This is a genomic window from Fibrobacterota bacterium, assembly GCA_019509785.1.
Classification (GTDB): domain Bacteria; phylum Fibrobacterota; class Fibrobacteria; order UBA11236; family UBA11236; genus Chersky-265.
The window spans coordinates 1-18,143 of the sequence record JAEKLQ010000086.1; the positions used below are offsets into that span (position 1 = coordinate 1).

Genomic DNA, 18,143 nt, shown 5'->3' on the forward strand with positions numbered 1-18,143 from the left:
GGCCTTCCTCAATCTGGGTTGGCTCATCATGCTGAATATGCTGGTCTTCGCGGGAGGGGGCCTATGGCTGGATCGCCGTTTCCGTACCGCGCCTTGGCTAATGCTTACCGGCGTGCTGCTGGGGTTTTTCGGGAGCGGCTATACGCTTCTGAGAGCGGTGAAAAAGCTGGAAGCCACGGAAGCGAAAAAACCCCGAAAAGGCGATGAAACAAAGGAGAATGGCAATGGGCGCGGCCTTTAAAGCCAACCCCCTCTTTGCTATCATTCTGCCCGTTAAAAAACCCGGGGAAATCCTTTTCCGGGCACTCGGAACCGTGATCCTTGTCCATCTACAGCAAAAAAATCGCCCTGGTCATGGTTGTATTGGCCCTGACCGCCGGGGCGGTCTCTTTCCGCGTTAAAGGGTATCCCGCCGCCTTCGGCACGGGCGCGGTCGTGTTCATGGCTTTGAATGCCCTGGCCGCCCTTTATCCCCTGTATCGCTTCAAAGGGAAGAACCCCCTCAATATTTACATGATCGGCATGATCGTGCGGCTGGCGGTGATTGGCGCTGTGCTGATCGTCACGATGGTCAAGGGCGGCCTTTCCCAAACCGCGCTTCTGGCCGTGACCCTTACCGCTATGGTATCCTTCGTCGCCTACCTGGCAGTGGAGGTCCACCATTTCCTGCGCCATAACGTCACCCTCATGAGCCCCGCCAAATGAAGAAGCTGCTTGCCGTCGTGATGCTCCTTTCCGGCATGGTGCATGCCGAAGAGGGCCTGGGGGAGTTCCTCACCCATCACATCTCCAACTCCCATGAATGGCATCCCATCCCGTGGATCACCGTGCACTTGCCCACCGGCTGGATGATCGGCGGGATCGACGTGTCCCCCAGCCAGCACGTGTTGATGATGCTTCTGGCCGCGGCCCTGCTCATCATCCTGTTCGCCCTGGGCGGGCGTCGCAAGAACAACGCTCCGGCTTCCAAACTGGGCCATGCCCTGGAAGCGATGGTCATCTACGTAAGGGACGAAGTGGTCGAGCCCAATCTGGGGAAGAAGGACACCGCCCTCTGGCTTCCCTTCTTCCTGACCATCTTCTTCTTCTTCCTGGCCCTGAACCTGATCAGCCTCGTCCCCGGATTTTCGGCCGCCACCGGCAACGTGAACTTCACCGGGGCCATGGCCGTCCTCATCTTCATCACTTACAACGTAGCGGGCATGATCAAGAACGGCCCGGTCCATTACTTTACGGGCCTGTTCCCCAGCGGCGTGCCGTGGCCGATCATGATCATAATCGTCCCCATCGAATTGATGGGCCTGATCACCAAGGCGGCCGCCCTGTGCATCCGTCTCTTCGCCAACATGACGGCGGGCCATATCCTGCTCTTGTCCCTGACCGGCCTCATCATCGTCTTCAAGACCGCTTGGGTGGCAATCGGCTTCCTGCCCATGACCTTGTTCATCTATATGATCGAGGTCCTGGTGGCCTTCCTCCAGGCATACATCTTCACCCTGTTGTCGGCGCTATTCGTAGGAATGGCCCTGCACCAGGAACACTGATTTTCCCAACCAGCATCTAAGGAGCAAAAAATGGCTTTGGAATCCGCAAGCATGGGCTTTCTCTCCGCCGGCATCGGCGCCGGCCTCGCCGCCATCGGCGCGGGCATCGGCATCGGCCGCTTGGCCGGTTCGGCCTTGGAGGGCATCGCCCGCCAGCCCGAAGCCGTCGGCGTTCTGCGCACCACCATGTTGATCGCGGCCGCCCTCGTGGAAGGCGTAGCCCTGTTCGCGCAGGTGATCTGCCTCATCGTCGCGTTTAAGACCTAAGTACCGCATTCCAGGCCGGGCCCGCTAGTGCTTTAAAAAGGCGGGCCCATGTGAGAGAGGATTCTATATGGGCTCCGAACTATCCGGGCTCCAATTGGCGCAGGCCGACGAGGCCTCGGCGCATACAGAAACGGCCGCAGGCGGTCATGGAGCGGCGTCCAGCTTGCCCCCGTTCCTGCAATTCGATCCCGGCGTGTGGATCTGGACCATCCTGGTGTTCGTGGTCTTGTTGCTGATCCTGCGCAAGATGGCCTGGAAGCCGATTATCACTTCCATCGAAGAGCGGGACAAGACCATCAAGGACAGCCTTGATCAGGCCGCCCGCATCCAGGAAGAGACCAAGCGCCTCACGGAAGAGCAGAATCGCATCCTGGCCGCCGCCCGCAGCGAGGCCAATACCCTGCTGCAATCCTCCCGTCAGGCCGCCGACGAGCTCCGCCGCAAGCTGGAGCAATCGGCCCAAGAGGAGAAGGCCCGCATCGTGGCCTCGGCCCAGACGGAGATCGAGGCGTCCAAGCGCGCCGCCATGTCCGAACTGCGCAAGACCACGGCTGAGCTCTCCATCCAGATCGCGGAGAAGCTGATCCAGTCGAACCTGGACGAACCCAAGTCGCGCGCCCTGGTCGATAAGCTCATCAACGAGGTCTCGGCCAACTGAGGCTGACGCGATGAAGAAAGAAAAAGCAGCGATTATCTACGCCCGCACCCTGTTGCAGGCGGCTGAGGATGAGAAGGTCGGAGACGCCGTCTCCGCCGACATGCATGCGCTGGATGAAAGCTTCCGCCGGTTGCCGGGGATGCAGAAGTTCCTGACCAATCCCGTGCGCCGGTCCGAGGAAAAGGCCAAGCTCCTGGCCACCCTCGCGGACAAGCTGGCCCCGCTGACCAAGAAGTTCCTGAAGCTGCTGGAGATCAAGAACCGCCTCGCGCTGCTCCGCCCCATCGCGACCGAGTACATCGCCCTCGAAGAGGGGAAACGCAACATCCTGCGCGCCACCGTGGTCTCGGCAAAGGCCCTGGCGCCCGACCAGATCGCCAAGCTGGCCAAAGGCCTGGAAGCGAAACGCCCGGGCAAAACCTACGTCCTCACGAACGAAATCGACCCGTCCCTGATCGCCGGCTTCCGCATCATGCAAGGCGACAGCGTCACGGACGCAAGTATCAAGAATAAGTTGGCCCTGCTCAAGCAGCGGTTGGCCGCCTGAAGAGCTAGAAGGATAAAACCATGGCAGAAGTCCGCTCCGACGAAATCACAGCCATCCTGCGCAAGCAGCTGGATTCCCTTAACACCAACGCCGATACCTACGAGACCGGTACGGTCCTGCAGGCTGGCGACGGCATCGCCCGCATCTTCGGCCTGTCCCAGGTGATGGCCGGCGAAATGGTGGAGATCCAAACCGTGAAGGGCCCGATCACCGCGCTGGTGCTAAACCTGGAAAACGACAACGTGGGCGTGGCCATCTTGGGCGAGTCCGCGGCCGTGGCCGAGGGCGACACCGCCCGCCGCACCAAGACCATCGCCTCGGTGCCCGTGGGCCCGACGATTTTGGGCCGCGTCATCAACGCCCTAGGCGAGCCCATCGACGGCGGCCCCGCCCTCGATCGCAAGTTCACCCGCCCCATCGAGGACAAGGCCCCCGGCATCGTGCGCCGCCAGAACGTGCATGAGCCGATGGAAACGGGCATCAAGGCCATCGATACCATGATCCCGATCGGCCGCGGCCAGCGCGAGCTCATCATCGGCGATCGCAAGACGGGCAAGACCGCCATCGCCATCGACACCATCCTGAACCAGAAGGGGAAGGACGTCAAGTGCATCTACGTGGCCATCGGCCAGAAGCAGAGCACGGTGGTCCAGATCGTCGAGCGCCTCAAGGCCGCCGGCGCCATGGAATACACCTGCGTGGTCGCCGCCAACGCTTCGGATCCGGCGCCGCTCCAGTACCTGGCCCCCTATTGCGGAGCCACCATGGGCGAGTACTTCATGTACAACGGCCAGCACGCCCTGGTCATCTATGACGATTTGACTAAGCAGGCGCAGGCCTACCGCCAGTTGTCGCTCCTGCTCCGCCGCCCCCCGGGACGCGAAGCGTTCCCCGGCGACGTGTTCTATCTCCACTCCCGCCTGCTCGAGCGCGCCGCCAAGATGTCGGCCAAGGAAGGCGGCGGCTCCCTGACCGCGCTGCCCATCATCGAGACCCAGGCCGGCGACGTTTCGGCGTACATCCCGACCAACGTGATCTCGATTACGGACGGCCAGATCTTCCTCGACACCAACCAGTTCAACGCCGGCCAGCGCCCGGCCGTGGACGTAGGCTTGTCCGTGTCGCGCGTGGGCGGTGACGCCCAGATCAAGGCCACCAAGCAGGTAACCGGCCCGTTACGTATCACCCTGGCCCAGTACCGCAACCTGGCCGCCTTCGCCCAGTTCGCTTCGGACTTGGATAAGGCGACCCAGAAGCAGCTGGCCCGCGGCGAGCGCATGATGCGCATCCTGCGCCAGGGCCAGTACCAGCCCTACCGCATCGGCAAGACCATCTTGATCGTGTACGCGGGCATGAACGGCTATACCGACGAGGTGCCGGTCGCCAAGATCGCCGCCTACGAGGATCAATTGTTCGCGTTCATCGACGCCAAGTACCCGGCGCTGGTGGAACGGATCGAGAAGGAAAAGAAGTTGGACGACGCGTTGACGGCCGAGATCAAGAAGGCCTTGGAGGAGTTCGGGAAGCAATTCGCATGAACTGCCCAATTCGCGTAAGCGGATTGCCGTTCGCCGCGAAGCGATCGCCTAACCCGTAAGGAAACCCATGCCGTCCATCAAAGAATACCGCCTCCGCGTCAAGTCGCTGCAGAACACGAGTAAGATCACCTCGGCGATGAAGATGGTGAGCGCCGCGCGCCTGCGCCGGGCCCAGGACGCGTTCAACCGCAACCGGCCCTACGCGCAGAAGATGCAGGAGCTGCTGGAGCAGGTGACCGCCAGCTTCCAGGATCTGGATCATCCCCTCATGAAGGTGCGGGACGTGAAGAAGGTCCGCTACATCGTGATCGCCTCCGATCGCGGCTTGGCGGGCGGCTTCAACAATAACCTGCTGCGCTTCGCCCTACGCGCCTTCACCCAAGGGCAGCCGGCCGAGGCCATCGGGTTGGGCCGCCGGGCCAAGGATTTCGTGGTGCGCAACCGCGTCGCCGCCCTGGTGGCGGAGACTTTCCAAAGCAACGCCCCCACCTACGCCAATGCCCAGGCCATCGCCGAAGACGCAATCCAGGCCTTCACCTCGGGCGAGGTCGATGCCATCTATCTGGTGTACAACCGTTACAACTCCGTGCTGAGCCAGACGCCGGTGCAATTGCAAATGCTGCCCTTCGCGAAACCGGAAGCGCCCAAGGCGGGCAAGACCTCCGCGGACAAGGCCGCCGCCAAGGCCCTGGCCGATGCTTCGGGCCATAAGGCCTATCGCCTCGACTATATCGTCGAGCCCGGCCCGGCGGAAGTGTTCGCCGAGCTCTTGCCCAAGCTGGTCACGGTGCAGGTCCTGCGCGGCCTGCTGGAAAACGCGGTGGGCGAGCATACCGCCCGCATGACCGCCATGGACGCGGCCACCAAGAATACCAAGGAATTGATCGGGTCCCTGACCTTGAAGATGAACCGCGCGCGCCAGGCGGCCATCACCAAGGAACTGATCGAAATCGTATCGGGCGCGGAAGCGCTCAAAGGCTAGGATCGGCGCCCTCGGCGCCGGCCCGCAAGTAGGAGAAGATAATGGCTGGAACCAATTACGGAACGATTTCCCAGGTGATGGGCCCGGTAGTGGACGTGACCTTCGACGACGAAGGCTCTCTGCCCGCGATTCTCACCGCCCTCAAGACCACCAACGCCACCTTGGGCAAGGAAGAGAACAACCTCACCCTCGAGGTCTCCCTCCATATCGGCGAGAACACCGTGCGCGCCATCGCCATGGACTCCACCGACGGGCTGGTGCGCGGCAGCAAGGTGCTCAACACCGGCGGCCCCATCTCGGTCCCTGTCGGCGAAGGCTGCCTGGGCCGTATCCTGAACGTTACGGGTGATCCCGTGGACGAAGCCGGTCCCATCACCGGCGTCCGCCGGGATCCCATCCACAAGGCCCCGCCGAAGTTCACCAACCAGTCAACGAAGAGCGAAGTGCTCGTGACCGGCATCAAGGTCGTCGATCTTTTGGCCCCGTACGTGAAGGGCGGCAAGATCGGCCTTTTTGGAGGGGCGGGCGTAGGCAAGACGGTTATCATCATGGAGCTGATCAACAACATCGCCAAGCACCATGGCGGGTATTCGGTGTTCGCCGGCGTAGGCGAGCGCACCCGCGAAGGCACGGCCTTGTTCGGCGAAATGAAGGAATCGGGCGTGCTCGAGAAGACCTGCCTGGTGTACGGGCAGATGAACGAGCCCCCGGGAGCGCGCGCGCGCGTGGCCTTGACCGCGCTGACCGAAGCGGAGTACTTCCGCGACGACAAGAACCAGGACGTGCTGCTCTTCGTGGACAACATGTTCCGCTTCACCCAGGCAGGCTCGGAAGTGTCCGCCTTGCTCGGCCGTATCCCCTCGGCCGTGGGCTACCAGCCCACCTTGGCGACGGAGATGGGCGACTTGCAGGAGCGCGTAACCTCGACCCTGACGGGTTCCATCACTTCCATCCAGGCCATTTACGTGCCCGCCGATGATTACACCGATCCGGCCCCGGCCACCACCTTCGCCCACTTGGACGCGACCACCAACCTGTCCCGCGCCATTTCGGAAATGGGCATCTACCCCGCCGTGGATCCGCTGGAATCGACCTCGCGCATCCTCGATCCGCTCATCATCGGCGACGAGCATTACCAGACCGCGCGCGGCGTGCAGGCCATCCTGCAGCGCTACAAGGAATTGATGGACATCATCGCGATCTTGGGCATGGAAGAACTTTCGGCCGAGGATCGCGCCACCGTGAACCGCGCGCGCCGCATCCAGAAGTTCCTGTCCCAGCCCTTCTCCGTGGCGGAAACCTTCACTTCCATCCCGGGCAAGTTCGTGAAGCTGGCGGATACCATCCGCTCCTTCAAGGAAATCCTGGACGGCAAGCACGACGAGCTTCCCGAGAACGCGTTCTACATGGTCGGCTCAATCGAAGAGGCCGTGGAGAAGGCGAAGACCCTGAAATGAAGCTGCAGATCCTGACTCCGGACAAAGCCGTCTACGACGGCGAAGTGGAAGCCTTGCTGGTGCCCGGTTCCGCCGGGCCCTTCGAGATCCTGAAGGATCATGCGCCCATCTTGTCCACCTTGTCCAAAGGCGATCTCCGCATCCGCGCCAACGGCAAGGAGACTTACTACACCGTGTCCGGCGGCTTCGTGGAATTCCATCAGAACCAGGCCGTGGTGCTGGCCGAAACCGCGGAAGACAAGTCCAAATAGGGCGCGCAACGACAGGTCGGCCGCGCCGCCCGTTTCCGTTCCTCGCCGCCCCTCTCCTTGCGGTCGTCTCCGCCCTGCCGGCCCTCTTCCTCTCCGCCTGCCTCTTCGATACCGAAACTCCCCCGATCCCTTCCTCCGCATACGCGACCGAGCTCTCGCGCCTCAGCGGGGCCGGCAATCCCTTGTTGGCCGCTTATGGTCGCGAAGCGGGCGGCAGCCTGGTGGGATTGCAATTCGCTTTCCGCTCGATGGACTACGCGAAGGAGGTCGATTCGAACGTGGAAGCGTTCCATGCGCAGACCGGCGTGTACCCTGCTACCGTCGGCGCCTATTTCGATTTCCGCACCGAGCCCGCCAACCTCGCGATATTCCTCCGCGCGGTGCGAGCGATAGGATGCGTCCCTTCCGTGACCTTGGATCCCAAGTTCTACGGCGATCCGGATACCCATTACCAAAAAACCTTCCCTAACCTGATAAGCGCCGGACATTTCGACGCGCAGCTGGCGGCGTGGGCGGGCACCCTGCGCGATTACGGCGGTCCGGTCCTTTTGCGATTCGCCCATGAAATGAACGGGGATTGGTATCCGTACGGAGGCGGAGGCGATGCCGACGGCGACGGCCAACCGGACGGGCCGGAAGCTTTCATCCGCGCTTGGCGCCATGCACATGATCTATTCTCGGCCGAAGGCGCCCGCAATTCGCTGTGGGTCTTCTGCCCCAACGGCGAAGACTTCCCGGACCGGAGCTGGAACCGCCCTTTCCGCTACTTTCCCGGCGACCCTTACGTCGATCTGGTTTCCGTCGATGCGTATGAGCATCACGAAAAGCAAACCCAGTCATTGCCCGAGGCCCTGGAACATTTCCTGGGCGAGATGGGCGCCTTCCTGAAAGCGCGCGAAGCCGACGGGGATACGGCGCTGCTGCCTTTCGGCCTAGGCGAATTCGGTAGCGATCGCACCGATCCGGATGCCAAGGCCGCCTGGTACATCGAGGCATTGCGTTATCTCGCCTCCGATCCACGCATCCAATCCCACTCCATCTACGATGGGCAGAACGATAGGCAGAATGATGGGCAGAACGGGACGGAAGATTTCTCCCTGCGAAGCCTGGAAGGCCGGCTGGACAGCGCCTACATGCAGCCCACGTTCCGCTACCGGCTTTTCGATCCGGGCTAGGCCATTCGATCCGATCGAACCGAACTGAATGAGGCGGGCGAAAAAGCCGCCCGGCATTTGAGAATCGCATCGACAAGGTGTATTTTGCCTCCTCAGCAGATTCGCTCCCGGGTCCGCACGAAAGGCCGCAATGCCCATCGCCCTCCAGGACATCCCCGCCATCCTGCAACGCTTCCAAAAAGAGGTTTCCAAGGTCATCGTCGGGCAGGAGGAAGTGCTAGAAAAAATCATGATCGCCCTCCTCTGCCGCGGTCATGTGCTCCTCATCGGCGTGCCCGGCATGGCCAAGACCACCATGGTCAACAGCTTCGCCCAGGCCTTGTCCCTCAAGTCCAACCGCATCCAGTTCACCCCCGACCTGATGCCTTCGGATATCCTCGGCACCGAAATCCTCCAAGAGAACAAGAGTACGGGACAACGGGAATTGGTCTATATCCGCGGGCCCATCTTCACGCAAATCCTCCTGGCCGACGAAATCAACCGCACGCCCCCGAAGACGCAGGCCGCCTTATTGCAATCCATGCAAGAGAAAATCGTCACCCTCTTCGGGCGCACCGAAAAGCTGGACGAACCCTTCATGGTCCTGGCGACCCAGAATCCCATCGAGCAAGAGGGCACCTATCCCCTGCCGGAAGCCCAGCTCGATCGCTTCCTGTTCGCCCTGCATTTGGAATACCCGACCTACGAGCAGGAACTCGCCATCATCAAGAAGCATACGGGCAGGCTCACCGAGCATATCCAACCGGTGTTGGATCGCGCCGAGATCCTGGAATTGCAGGACCGCGTCATCTCCATGACCGTGCCCGATCATATCTTCGAGATGGCGGTGAAATGGTCGCGGGCGACCCGGCCCACGCCGGATAACCCTTATCCCGAAATCGCCAAATACGTTAAATGGGGTGCCGGGCCCCGCGCCGTGCAGTTCCTGGTCTTGGGGGCGAAGGCGCGCGCCTTATTGCATGGCCGGCCGACGCCGGTGGAAGAGGATCTCCGTGCCATCTTCAAGTCGGCCTTGAATCACCGTATCTTGCTCAACTTCCAGGCCGAAGCCGAAGGCGTAACCCCTTCTTCCCTGATGGATATCCTGCTTCGGAAAGCATGATCGATCGGCTAGAAGCCCCATTCGACCGTTTAGCGGGGGCGTTTCCGATCATACGACTCGCCTTTGGCCAAGCTAACGCCTGGACCGTGGGTCCGGTCATCCAATTGGGATTGTTCTACGTCGGGGTTCAAGCTGCCATCCGGTTCGGAAAGGACCCAGCAGGTGAAGCCCTTCTTCTTTTCCATGTTTTCCCTGCCGCCTGGTAAACCTCGACCCGGTTGACGAATTCGGACAATCCTCCGGACTTGCGACAATTCCCCTTTCCGATACGCAATTATTGTCCACGATCGCCGGTCTCGCTTCTTGGGGTAGAAAGCGCTTCTTGTGATTTTCTTTCCGGGAATCCGCGTAAGCGGCCTGAAACGGCGCCGTCATCGGATCGCAGGTTACATGGCCCGAAATTTGATTATCTAGTGCAATATGAAAACGTCCATAACGCCATTCTATGCCCTAGATAAGCACGGGAACAAAGACGAATACCTCTCCCTCTATTATCGGGAGATTGGGAAGACCAAGCCTCTGACTCCCGAACAAGAGTCCGATCTCGCCAAGCGGATCCGCAAAGGCGAACGCGATGCATTCAATCAACTCATCCGCGCCAACCTGCGTTTCGTGGTTTCGGTATGCCGCAATTACCAGAACCAGGGATTGCCCTTGGCCGATCTCATCAACGAAGGCAACCTCGGCCTCATCCGCGCGGCCAAGCGCTTCGATGAAACGCGGCAATATAAGTTCATCTCGTACGCGGTATGGTGGGTGCGCCAATCCATCCTGCAGGCGCTCTCGGAACAGGGTCGCTTGATTAAACTTCCCACCAGCCGCATCGGTAAGATCTCCCGCATCCACAAGGCCGCGCTCAAGCTGGAACAGAAGTTAGGGCGTCCCGCCACGCCGAAAGAAATCTCCCTGTCCCTGGAAATGGAAGTCCAGTCGGTGGTGACCAGCGTGGAAATGTCCCATGCCCCGATTTCCCTCGATGCCCCCATGGGCCGCGACGAGGAGAGCGGGCTCCTGGATTTGCTTCCGACCGATCATGAGAACGGTCCCGATCGGAACTTCGAAAGGAACCAATTGAGCGAAGACGTCTCCGAAGTCGTACAGAGCTTAAGGCCCAAGGAAGCGGCCGTCATCAAGATGTACTTCGGCCTCCATCCGGAAGTGCCTCATTCCTTGGAAGAAATCGGGAACCGGCTCAGCATCACCCGGGAACGCGTCCGTCAAATCAAGGAAAAGGCCCTTTCCAAGATGAAACATCCCTCCCACCGTAATCCGCTTTTCTCCCATGTAGCCCTGGCCTGAGAAAGCCCATGTCCTTCGGCTGCAGGCTGGATAGGAGTGGAAAAGCTCCCTCGCTTCCGTGCGGAGATCGGGGATAACCCACCGCCGCATTTTTCCAATTGCGGTCTTGTGGATAAAAGAATTGATTCAAGGACCGGGAATTTCTCCGGATTGCGGATGCTCTCACGGCCTTTGAGAGCCCGGTAAGGCTTGAAACGGAATCCCATGGTCCCTCGGAACCGACTCAGGTGCGAAAATGGGTTCTAGTGGCTTGTCCGCCCGCGCTGGAGCGCCGTCTCTTCCCAATCAGAACGGCAACCCCTTCCCAACCGAATCCTTCCTTTTTCCCAGGCCTCTTTCCTATTCATTCTGGATTGATCTTTATCCAGGATCAGGAATAGGCAGGTGGGTAAGCGGGGAAAACCGGCTATTTGGAGGGCAAGTCCTTGGAATGACTGATTTTATAGCAAGCGGGGAAATGGGGATGAAATGGGGAAACCGGAGAGGTTTTACCGGGGATAGATGTGGAGTAGTCGGGGAGGTTGAGTTTTTCACTAAAATCCCCAATCTATGGCCAAATTAAAATTAAGAACCCGGTTTTAAACAATTGCTTGTGGATGTTTGTTGAAAAAGCCGGGCAGGGAAATACTTATCCACAGAATGGCAAACGGATGTTGAAAAGCAGAGAGCTTTCGGAAATGCTAGTTTTGAAGTTTTTGACGGAATCACACTAAATTCAAAAGAAAGCGGGTAAGCGATGCTAGCGAAACGCGTAGCGATTGGACTCTTCGGCATGGCGGGGTCTCTCCTGGTTTTAGCCGGCTGCGGCGGCGGAGACAAGAAGGTCTATTTCGGAAACCTGACGGACGGGGCCAGCGTAGAAAGCCCGTTTAAAGTGGAAATGAAGGCGGAAAACCTGATCGTCGAGCCCGCGACCATGGGCGTGAATCAAGGCCACGGCCATTTCCATATCATCGTGGATGCGCCTTTGGCTTCCCCTTCGGAACCGATGGCGAAGGATGCGGTGCATCTCCATTTCGGGGACGGACAGACCGAAACCACCTTGGACTTGCCGGTCGGGCAGCATACCCTCATCCTGCAATTCGCCAAGGGCGACCATGTCCCCTACGATCCGCCCATCTACCAGCAGGTTACGGTGAACGTCACTAAGCGCAATGCCCCGGAACCGGCCGCGGCCAAGCCGGCGGATTCGACCGCGGCTAAGGTGGACACGACCGCAAAGGCCGCTGCTTCAGCGACCGCGGATACGTCCAAAGCCAAGGCGAAGAAGGCCGCCCCTAAAGCGGCCAAGAAGAAAACCAAGTAAAAGGAAGAGGCCGCTCAGCCCATAGCTGGCTGCGGCCAAACGATAGAAGCCGCCCGGATGGTATTGGATTTCCATCCGGCCGGCCGCCTTTTCCACGGGCAGGGCCATGAAATGCCCCTGGGCTTCCGCGGCGGGCCTCCAACTTCCCCCGTCCACGCGATAGCGCCAGCCGACCGCATAGTGCTCCCGGAACAATAGGGTATCCCCGGCGCTCCAGCGCGAGCGGATCCAGACCGTGCCATCGCGCGGTTCGCGCACGCACAGGTCCCGATACCCGGAATAGCCCTCTTCGCATGCGGACACTGCCACGGAATCTGGTGCGGCCCGTAAGTTTTCCAGGCGAGGGCGCCAGCCCTTTACCTCATAGGCAATGACCTCTCCGAAGCGGCCCATGGGCGTCAGGGAGTCGCCATGGAATTCGGGGAGGTCACGATTACTGAATAGGTAGCGGCCGGATTTTTCTCCCGGGGTCATGTTTTCACGCCAACGCCAAAGCAGGGGCAGATGGGCGGTGACATGCCGGTATCCGAAGACGGCATGGATGCCGCAGCTCAAGGCCGTCTTCTCGCGCTCCAGGAGCGGAAAATGATCCATCGGATCATTGTGCATCTGCCACAATTCATGGCCGGGATACTCGAGATAATGGTTCACGCGCCAGAAGGGCTGGGTGGCCTTATCGAGTATGGCCGCGCTTGCGGGCGGCTCCAGGTAGTAGGACGAAGGGAACAGGTAGAAATGGTCCCAATGCAAACGCAGCAGATCGATGAGCAGGATCAGGAAAAGCGCCGATAGGGCCCGCCTTCTGAGGCGCCGCCTTCTGAGGCGCCGTCTTCCGAGGCGGGCGCCAATTGCAGGCCGGGCGTAAAAGAGGATGGCCGCGGCGGAAAGGGCCAACACCGCGCCATCGGAGGCATAACGGCCCATCAGCAAAGCCATTTTGCGCAAGTAATGCGCGCAAGGATGGAGCGAACGCATCGGCCCCAGGAAGTCCAGAGCGCTCCCGATGGGATCGGGATGGAACCGGAGGAAGGCCATGCCGACCGCCAGGACCGAGGCGACTATCGCGAACGGGAATGCCCCGCGCGCGGACGGACGCGCCGCCCAGCGTTGCAATCCATGGGCGGAGAGCGGGGCCAGGCCCAGGACGAAAAGGATCAGGAACCGGGCCGGCCGCCGGAAATCGTTGAGGAAAGGGATATGGAATTGGATTTGGCTGGCGCCTAAGGCGGGCCCCAAGGCGAGCCACAATCCGAAGAGGCCGGCCACACAAAGCCAGCGTAGATCCGCGTTGGCCCGACGAGGGGAGGCGAACAGGCAAAAGAACAATCCCAAGCCCCCGATATAGACGAAGACCTCTCCCCATACTTCGCCGCCCCACCAGGACCCGTTCGACGGGGTTCCCAAGGCATGCGGGGCCGCCAGGGAGAGCAAATGGACCGGGCGAAAGGCCCCGGTGGAAAACTTCCCGAAATCGAAGTCGGCGCTGTGCCAGGTATGTTCGGATTGGGTCGCCGGGCCCTTTTCCCAAGTCACGCCATCGTACCTGTTCGTATCGTCGACCAGCTTTAGGAAGGGGATTAGTAAGGGCAAGCACCAAACCAGGGCGAGGATATTCCCGCCCAGGACCCAGGCCAGAGCGCGCGGGGAGGGTCCCGCTCCCGGCCCCGCGCCCGCCGTCGTTCCCGGCCCGGGTAACTTGCGTGCTACTACCGCCCGCGCTATGGAAGCCACCGTGAAAATCCCGATCAGGAAGGCCGTGGCGGCGGACGCTTGCGGGTGGCCGCCCAGCGCTTGCATGGCCACGCAGGCGGCATAGGCGCAAAGGGTCTTCAGGCCGGGACCGTCGCGCAAGGCCAGGAATGCGGCCAGCACCGCGGGCAGCCAAGCCCAACCGGCCAGGAAGGTGGCGTGCTCATAACGGGCCAGCATGGTCCCGGAAAGGCCGAAGCACAGGCCCGCCCAATACGCGGCGAAAGGCTTGAGGCGGAGATGGGGTCCCAGCTTCAGGAAGCCGAAGATACCGAGGGAGAAATGGAAAGCGTAGAAGAGATGGATCCCGATAAAGGGGGAGATCGGTCCGAAGAGGAACCAGGTGACGGGATACAGATAACCGGATTGCCAATAGGCGTGCATGGGCATGCCGCATTGGTAGCTGGAGCTCCAGAGCGGAAGCGGATGCGCGAAGGACCATGCTTTGTGGAAATCCCAGAAGTAGCAGAAATACGCCACCAGCATATCGTTGTTGAGCACGGGACTGCCCTTGAGGAGCATGGGCAGTACCGCCGCCAAGCCGGGCAGGGCGCAAAGGAGAATCGTCTTTTTTGTCGACACCTCCCAGATTGTACGCTATCGGCGCTCCGAAAGCGGTAGCGGGCGCCTATGGCGCTGGAAGGGGGAAAAAAGGATCTCCCTAGTAGGAGGTCCGATATGAAAAACAACCTGAAGAGATGGATGCTCCATCGAGGCAAAATCGACCCCAAGGAAATCGATCTCGGGGACGTGGAGCCCGAGCATCCGGACGAGTATCCGGCCCGGCATCTCAAGGAACGCTTGGACGGGAGGCGTGATTCCATCGAAGAGATAGAGGGCGGCCCTAAAGGAATGCCCGAGGGCCCGGGCGGTTTCTAAAGCGGATCCGACCCAGATCCGTTAGGGTTCACTCTAGGCCGCCATCAGGCCGCGCGGTCGCTACGACGCCCTTCCGGCCGGGGCGGCAGGGAATCTTCGTCCAACGGGCGAACGGGGAAGGCGGTGATTCGCGGCGTGAGATCCGTCGCGTTGGGCGCGAGAACGTATTCGGGACGCCGCTTTAGGTGATCGAGGATGACCAGGATATACCGACCCAGGATTCCCAAGTAGACGAGTATAAGTCCTCCGAGGAAGAGCGTCGAGGCGATCAAGTCGGTATAGCCGGGAACGTTGTGGTTGGTGAAAATCTTGGCGGCTACGTTGTAGATGCCGTACAAGAAGGCCAACGCGCTGATGATCATTCCCATGCGCATGGCCAACTTCAGGGGTACCGTGCTGAATCCGAATAAGGCCTCCGAGCCCATCCGCCAGGACTGGCGGAAACCGAAGGAGGCGTTCCCATGCAGGCGCTCGCCCAAGCGATAAGGCAGCGAGGCGGTGCGGAAGCCCAAATACGGTAGGATGGCGCGTATGATCAGGTGCCGCTCCGGAAGCGTGTTCAGCGCGTCGCAAACCGTGCGGCTGACCATGCGGAAGTCGGAGGCCTGGGGCTGGATGGGAACTTCGGAGACCGCGTTGAAAATCCGGTAGAAGGCGCGCGACAGGAGATTCTTGAAGAAGCCGGATTGGGTCCCCTCGCGAACCATCTGCACCACGTCGAAACCGTCTTCGGCTTTGGCCAGCATGGCCGGCAAAAGGGCGGGAGGATGCTGGAGGTCGGCATCCAAGGTCGCGATGAAACGGCCCCGGGCGGCGCGGTAGCCGGCGCGCAAGGCGTTCTGGTGGCCGGCATTGCGGACGAAGCTGATCAGGCGCACGGTGGCATCGCGTGACGCCAACGATGCAACCTCCCCCCCGGTTCGATCGGTGCTGCCGTCGTCCACGAAGATCATTTCGATGGGAATGCCGACGCAGGCCGCGGAAACCGCCGCGTACAGGGGCCGGACATTGGCCTCTTCATTATGGCAAGGCACGATCACCGAAACGCGCGGCGGCCCCGCGCCGGCCCTGCCGGTTTGCCAATCCCGTCCGTCCATATCCTATCGATTTTAGCATAGCCCTGCCCGGAAAAGGAAGGCGGGCCCCTCCGGTTTTGGGGAGGAGGAGGGTATTTTTCCCGATATGACCCATTCCCCCTTCCGCGTCGGCGTCGTAGGCGCCGGCGGTATAGCTCGCGGGCAACATTTGCCGGGCTGGCGCGGCATTCCCAATGTGAATATCGTCGCGATAGCCGACATCAACAAGGCGGCCGCGTCGGCCGCGGCCATGGAATTCGGGGCCGCCCACGTCTTCACCGATTTCCAGGATCTGCTTAAACTCGATCTGGACGCCGTGGACGTGTGCACCCCCAACCTTTCCCATGTGCCCATCGTCCAGGCCGCCCTGGAGGCGGGCAAGCACGTGATCTGCGAGAAGCCCTTGGCGGTGACCGCGCGCGAGGTGCGTCAGATCGGGGAGCTGGCCGACGCCAAAGGCCTGAAACTGATGACCGCCCAGCATCATCGCTTCGGGGCCGCCGGGCGCGCGGCCAAACGCTGGGCGGAACAAGGCTTCCTCGGGCCCGTCTATCACGCGCGGGTGCGGGCCATGCGGCGCGCCTGGCTGCCGGTTTCCCCCGGCTTCATCGACGCGCGGTTATCCGGCGGCGGTCCTTGCATGGACATCGGCGTGCATGCGCTGGACCTTTGCCTGTGGCTAATGGGATTTCCCGAACCGGCGCGCGTGAGCGGGACGGCGCGGGTGAACTTCGCGAAAGGCAGCGAGATCCCCGGCATGTGGGGGGAATGGAACCGCGAGCTGTATTCGGTCGAGGATTTCGCCGCCGGCTTCGTGCATTTCAAGGGCCCTTCAGGGGGCACCCTGGGCTTGGAGACCGCTTGGCTGGGGCATCAGGCGGAGAACGAAGAGATGGGTTGCCAACTCTTCGGGCTGAAGGGCGGGCTGAAATGGCCCGACGGGCACTTCGCTTCGGTGCAGGGCGGCGTGTTCGCGCAGGGATCCTTGACCTATCCCACCCATGTCGAAAACGCCTACCTCGAGGAGCTGCGCGCATTCCATGACTGCATCGTGAACGGAACGCCGTCCCCGGTGCCGTGGCGGGAGACAGAGAAGGTGATCGCCATCCTGGAGGCGATCTATACGTCGCAGAAGGAAGGGCGGGAAGTGGTCCTGGGTATTTCCTGAAATCGATCCGAGCCGCCTACCCGTACCGCCTTCGCTTCTGGATCGCGTTCCTCTGCGCTTGCGTCCGCGGCGTAATGGCCGATCCGCCCCCGTCCTCCCTCCCCAACCCGGGCCATTTCGGCCTCGATAGTACGCAGGCCTATGGTCATCTCGGGATCCAATTCAATCAAGCCGAGGCCTATGGGCCGGAGGAACGGGCCTGGGGATTGGACAATGCCTTGCAGGGCCTAATCCAGGTCCATGCGTATCGCCTGGCCGGGCGCTTGGGGGCCGCCGCCTTCTTCTCGCAGACGCCTAGTTCCGGGACGGGATCGGGCACAAGGTTGACTAGAGGGCACCTGCGCGTGGGCGAAGCCTCCTTGCGCTGGCGCTTCGGCGGCACGGAGGCGGATGACGGGATCCAGATCGGCCTGACGCCTTTGCAAGGGAATGCCGATGCGATCCTGTTCGGGAATTACCTCGCCCGCTATAGCCCCTATCCCACCGTAGAGGCGCGCAAGCCGGCGGCATGGGATTCCCTGGGGACGCTGGCCCCGCGGGTGGAGGGAATCCGCCTGGCGCTTGGATCCGGCGCCGGTCCCGTGCGCGCCGAAAGCTGGATCGTGAAGGACCAGGACGAAAATGAGGTGGACGCGAAATTTTCCCTTCTCGTCTTCCTGGCCGGCCGGGCTCCGCGCAAGGTGGAATGGGGCCTCGGCCTATCCGCCTACCGCGCCTTTTCCATGCCGCCAAGCCACTCCATCGATCAGCCGGGGAAATCATGTTCAACGCCTTGCGACAGCTCCGGCATTCTCATCGTGGACTCGATCCAAGCGGATACCGTAAAGATCCCGGCCATGCATACCCCGATCTTGATCTCGGCGCGGACCTCCGTCGACATCGCCGCCCTCTTCGCTGCCGATGCTCCGGAAGGGCGCTACGGCGGGCTATTCGCCGAAGCCGCTTTGCTCGGTTGGGAAAACAATTCCTTCTACGCTCCCGATCGCTCCCGCCGCATCGCATGGACGATGGGTGCGCGGCTGCCCACCTTCGGACTGTTGGACTTGTGCATGGTGCAAGGGGAGTGGCGCATCAAGACGGAGACCGTATACGTCCTTTCCATCCTGACCGGTATCCCGATACCCGGGTTCCCGCCCGCCGCGCCC

20 protein-coding genes are annotated in these 18,143 nt (G+C 61.3%); 17 read left to right on the top strand and 3 right to left on the bottom strand.

Annotation, left to right across the window (positions count from 1 at the left end; all coding sequences use genetic code 11):
- From JF616_22105 to JF616_22160, 12 genes are all read left to right on the top strand, one after another.
- The coding region (locus tag JF616_22105; GenBank protein MBW8890455.1) for an AtpZ/AtpI family protein at positions 1–241 on the top strand (241 nt) is incomplete at its 5' end.
- 80 nt (positions 242–321) lie between these two features.
- On the top strand, positions 322–705 hold the full coding sequence (locus JF616_22110) for a hypothetical protein (GenBank protein MBW8890456.1): 384 nt from the start codon (positions 322–324) through the stop codon (positions 703–705).
- A complete protein-coding gene (gene atpB, locus JF616_22115; protein MBW8890457.1) occupies positions 702–1,544 on the top strand; it encodes a F0F1 ATP synthase subunit A in 843 nt (280 codons plus the stop codon). Before JF616_22110 ends, atpB begins: the two co-directional genes overlap by 4 nt.
- A 30-nt stretch (positions 1,545–1,574) precedes the next feature.
- Positions 1,575–1,811: a F0F1 ATP synthase subunit C gene (atpE, locus tag JF616_22120; protein ID MBW8890458.1), complete on the top strand. Its 237-nt coding sequence runs from the start codon at positions 1,575–1,577 to the stop codon at positions 1,809–1,811.
- A gap of 67 nt (positions 1,812–1,878) precedes the next feature.
- A complete protein-coding gene (gene atpF / locus JF616_22125; GenBank protein ID MBW8890459.1) occupies positions 1,879–2,469 on the top strand; it encodes a F0F1 ATP synthase subunit B in 591 nt (196 codons plus the stop codon).
- A 10-nt stretch (positions 2,470–2,479) separates the two neighbouring features.
- Positions 2,480–3,016, top strand: coding sequence for an ATP synthase F1 subunit delta (gene atpH, locus JF616_22130; GenBank protein ID MBW8890460.1), 537 nt, complete (start codon positions 2,480–2,482; stop codon positions 3,014–3,016).
- A gap of 20 nt (positions 3,017–3,036) precedes the next feature.
- Entirely contained in the window at positions 3,037–4,554 is a 1,518-nt protein-coding gene (locus JF616_22135; protein ID MBW8890461.1) for a F0F1 ATP synthase subunit alpha, read from the top strand.
- 67 nt (positions 4,555–4,621) lie between these two features.
- Positions 4,622–5,536, top strand: a complete 915-nt coding sequence (gene atpG, locus JF616_22140; protein MBW8890462.1) for an ATP synthase F1 subunit gamma — start codon at positions 4,622–4,624, stop codon at positions 5,534–5,536.
- A 41-nt stretch (positions 5,537–5,577) separates the two neighbouring features.
- Positions 5,578–6,993 (top strand): F0F1 ATP synthase subunit beta, encoded by a 1,416-nt coding sequence (gene atpD, locus JF616_22145; protein MBW8890463.1) that lies wholly within the window; start codon positions 5,578–5,580, stop codon positions 6,991–6,993.
- On the top strand, positions 6,990–7,244 hold the full coding sequence (gene atpC, locus JF616_22150) for an ATP synthase F1 subunit epsilon (protein ID MBW8890464.1): 255 nt from the start codon (positions 6,990–6,992) through the stop codon (positions 7,242–7,244). The genes atpD and atpC overlap by 4 nt, the downstream gene beginning before the upstream one ends.
- A 182-nt stretch (positions 7,245–7,426) precedes the next feature.
- On the top strand, positions 7,427–8,419 hold the full coding sequence (locus JF616_22155; protein ID MBW8890465.1) for a hypothetical protein: 993 nt from the start codon (positions 7,427–7,429) through the stop codon (positions 8,417–8,419).
- A gap of 130 nt (positions 8,420–8,549) precedes the next feature.
- Positions 8,550–9,521: a MoxR family ATPase gene (locus JF616_22160; protein MBW8890466.1), complete on the top strand. Its 972-nt coding sequence runs from the start codon at positions 8,550–8,552 to the stop codon at positions 9,519–9,521.
- 29 nt (positions 9,522–9,550) lie between these two features.
- Here the strand turns inward: JF616_22160 and JF616_22165 are convergent, their stop codons facing one another.
- Positions 9,551–9,706, bottom strand: a complete 156-nt coding sequence (locus JF616_22165; GenBank protein ID MBW8890467.1) for a hypothetical protein — start codon at positions 9,704–9,706, stop codon at positions 9,551–9,553.
- A gap of 235 nt (positions 9,707–9,941) precedes the next feature.
- Here JF616_22165 and JF616_22170 point away from each other — a divergent pair, with 235 nt between their 5' ends.
- Both JF616_22170 and JF616_22175 read left to right on the top strand, forming a co-directional pair.
- Entirely contained in the window at positions 9,942–10,820 is an 879-nt protein-coding gene (locus JF616_22170; GenBank protein MBW8890468.1) for an RNA polymerase sigma factor RpoD/SigA, read from the top strand.
- Positions 10,821–11,592: 772 nt separating this feature from the next.
- The gene (locus JF616_22175) at positions 11,593–12,126 is read left to right on the top strand and encodes a DUF4399 domain-containing protein (GenBank protein MBW8890469.1); all 534 of its coding nucleotides are present in this window, start codon (positions 11,593–11,595) and stop codon (positions 12,124–12,126) included.
- Here JF616_22175 and JF616_22180 read toward each other — a convergent pair.
- Entirely contained in the window at positions 12,052–14,457 is a 2,406-nt protein-coding gene (locus JF616_22180; GenBank protein ID MBW8890470.1) for a hypothetical protein, read from the bottom strand. The genes JF616_22175 and JF616_22180 overlap by 75 nt on opposite strands.
- 96 nt (positions 14,458–14,553) lie before the next feature.
- Between JF616_22180 and JF616_22185 the strand changes: the two genes are divergently transcribed.
- A complete protein-coding gene (locus JF616_22185) occupies positions 14,554–14,754 on the top strand; it encodes a hypothetical protein (GenBank protein MBW8890471.1) in 201 nt (66 codons plus the stop codon).
- 44 nt (positions 14,755–14,798) lie between these two features.
- Here JF616_22185 and JF616_22190 read toward each other — a convergent pair whose 3' ends face one another.
- Complete coding sequence (locus JF616_22190; protein ID MBW8890472.1) at positions 14,799–15,851, bottom strand: glycosyltransferase family 2 protein; 1,053 nt, start codon at positions 15,849–15,851, stop codon at positions 14,799–14,801.
- Between the two features lie 85 nt (positions 15,852–15,936).
- On the opposite strand from JF616_22190, the gene JF616_22195 reads away from it, so the two are divergent.
- Positions 15,937–16,998: a Gfo/Idh/MocA family oxidoreductase gene (locus JF616_22195; GenBank protein ID MBW8890473.1), complete on the top strand. Its 1,062-nt coding sequence runs from the start codon at positions 15,937–15,939 to the stop codon at positions 16,996–16,998.
- A gap of 74 nt (positions 16,999–17,072) precedes the next feature.
- Positions 17,073–18,143, top strand: a 1,071-nt coding sequence (locus JF616_22200; protein ID MBW8890474.1) for a hypothetical protein, incomplete at its 3' end; no start/stop codon positions are given.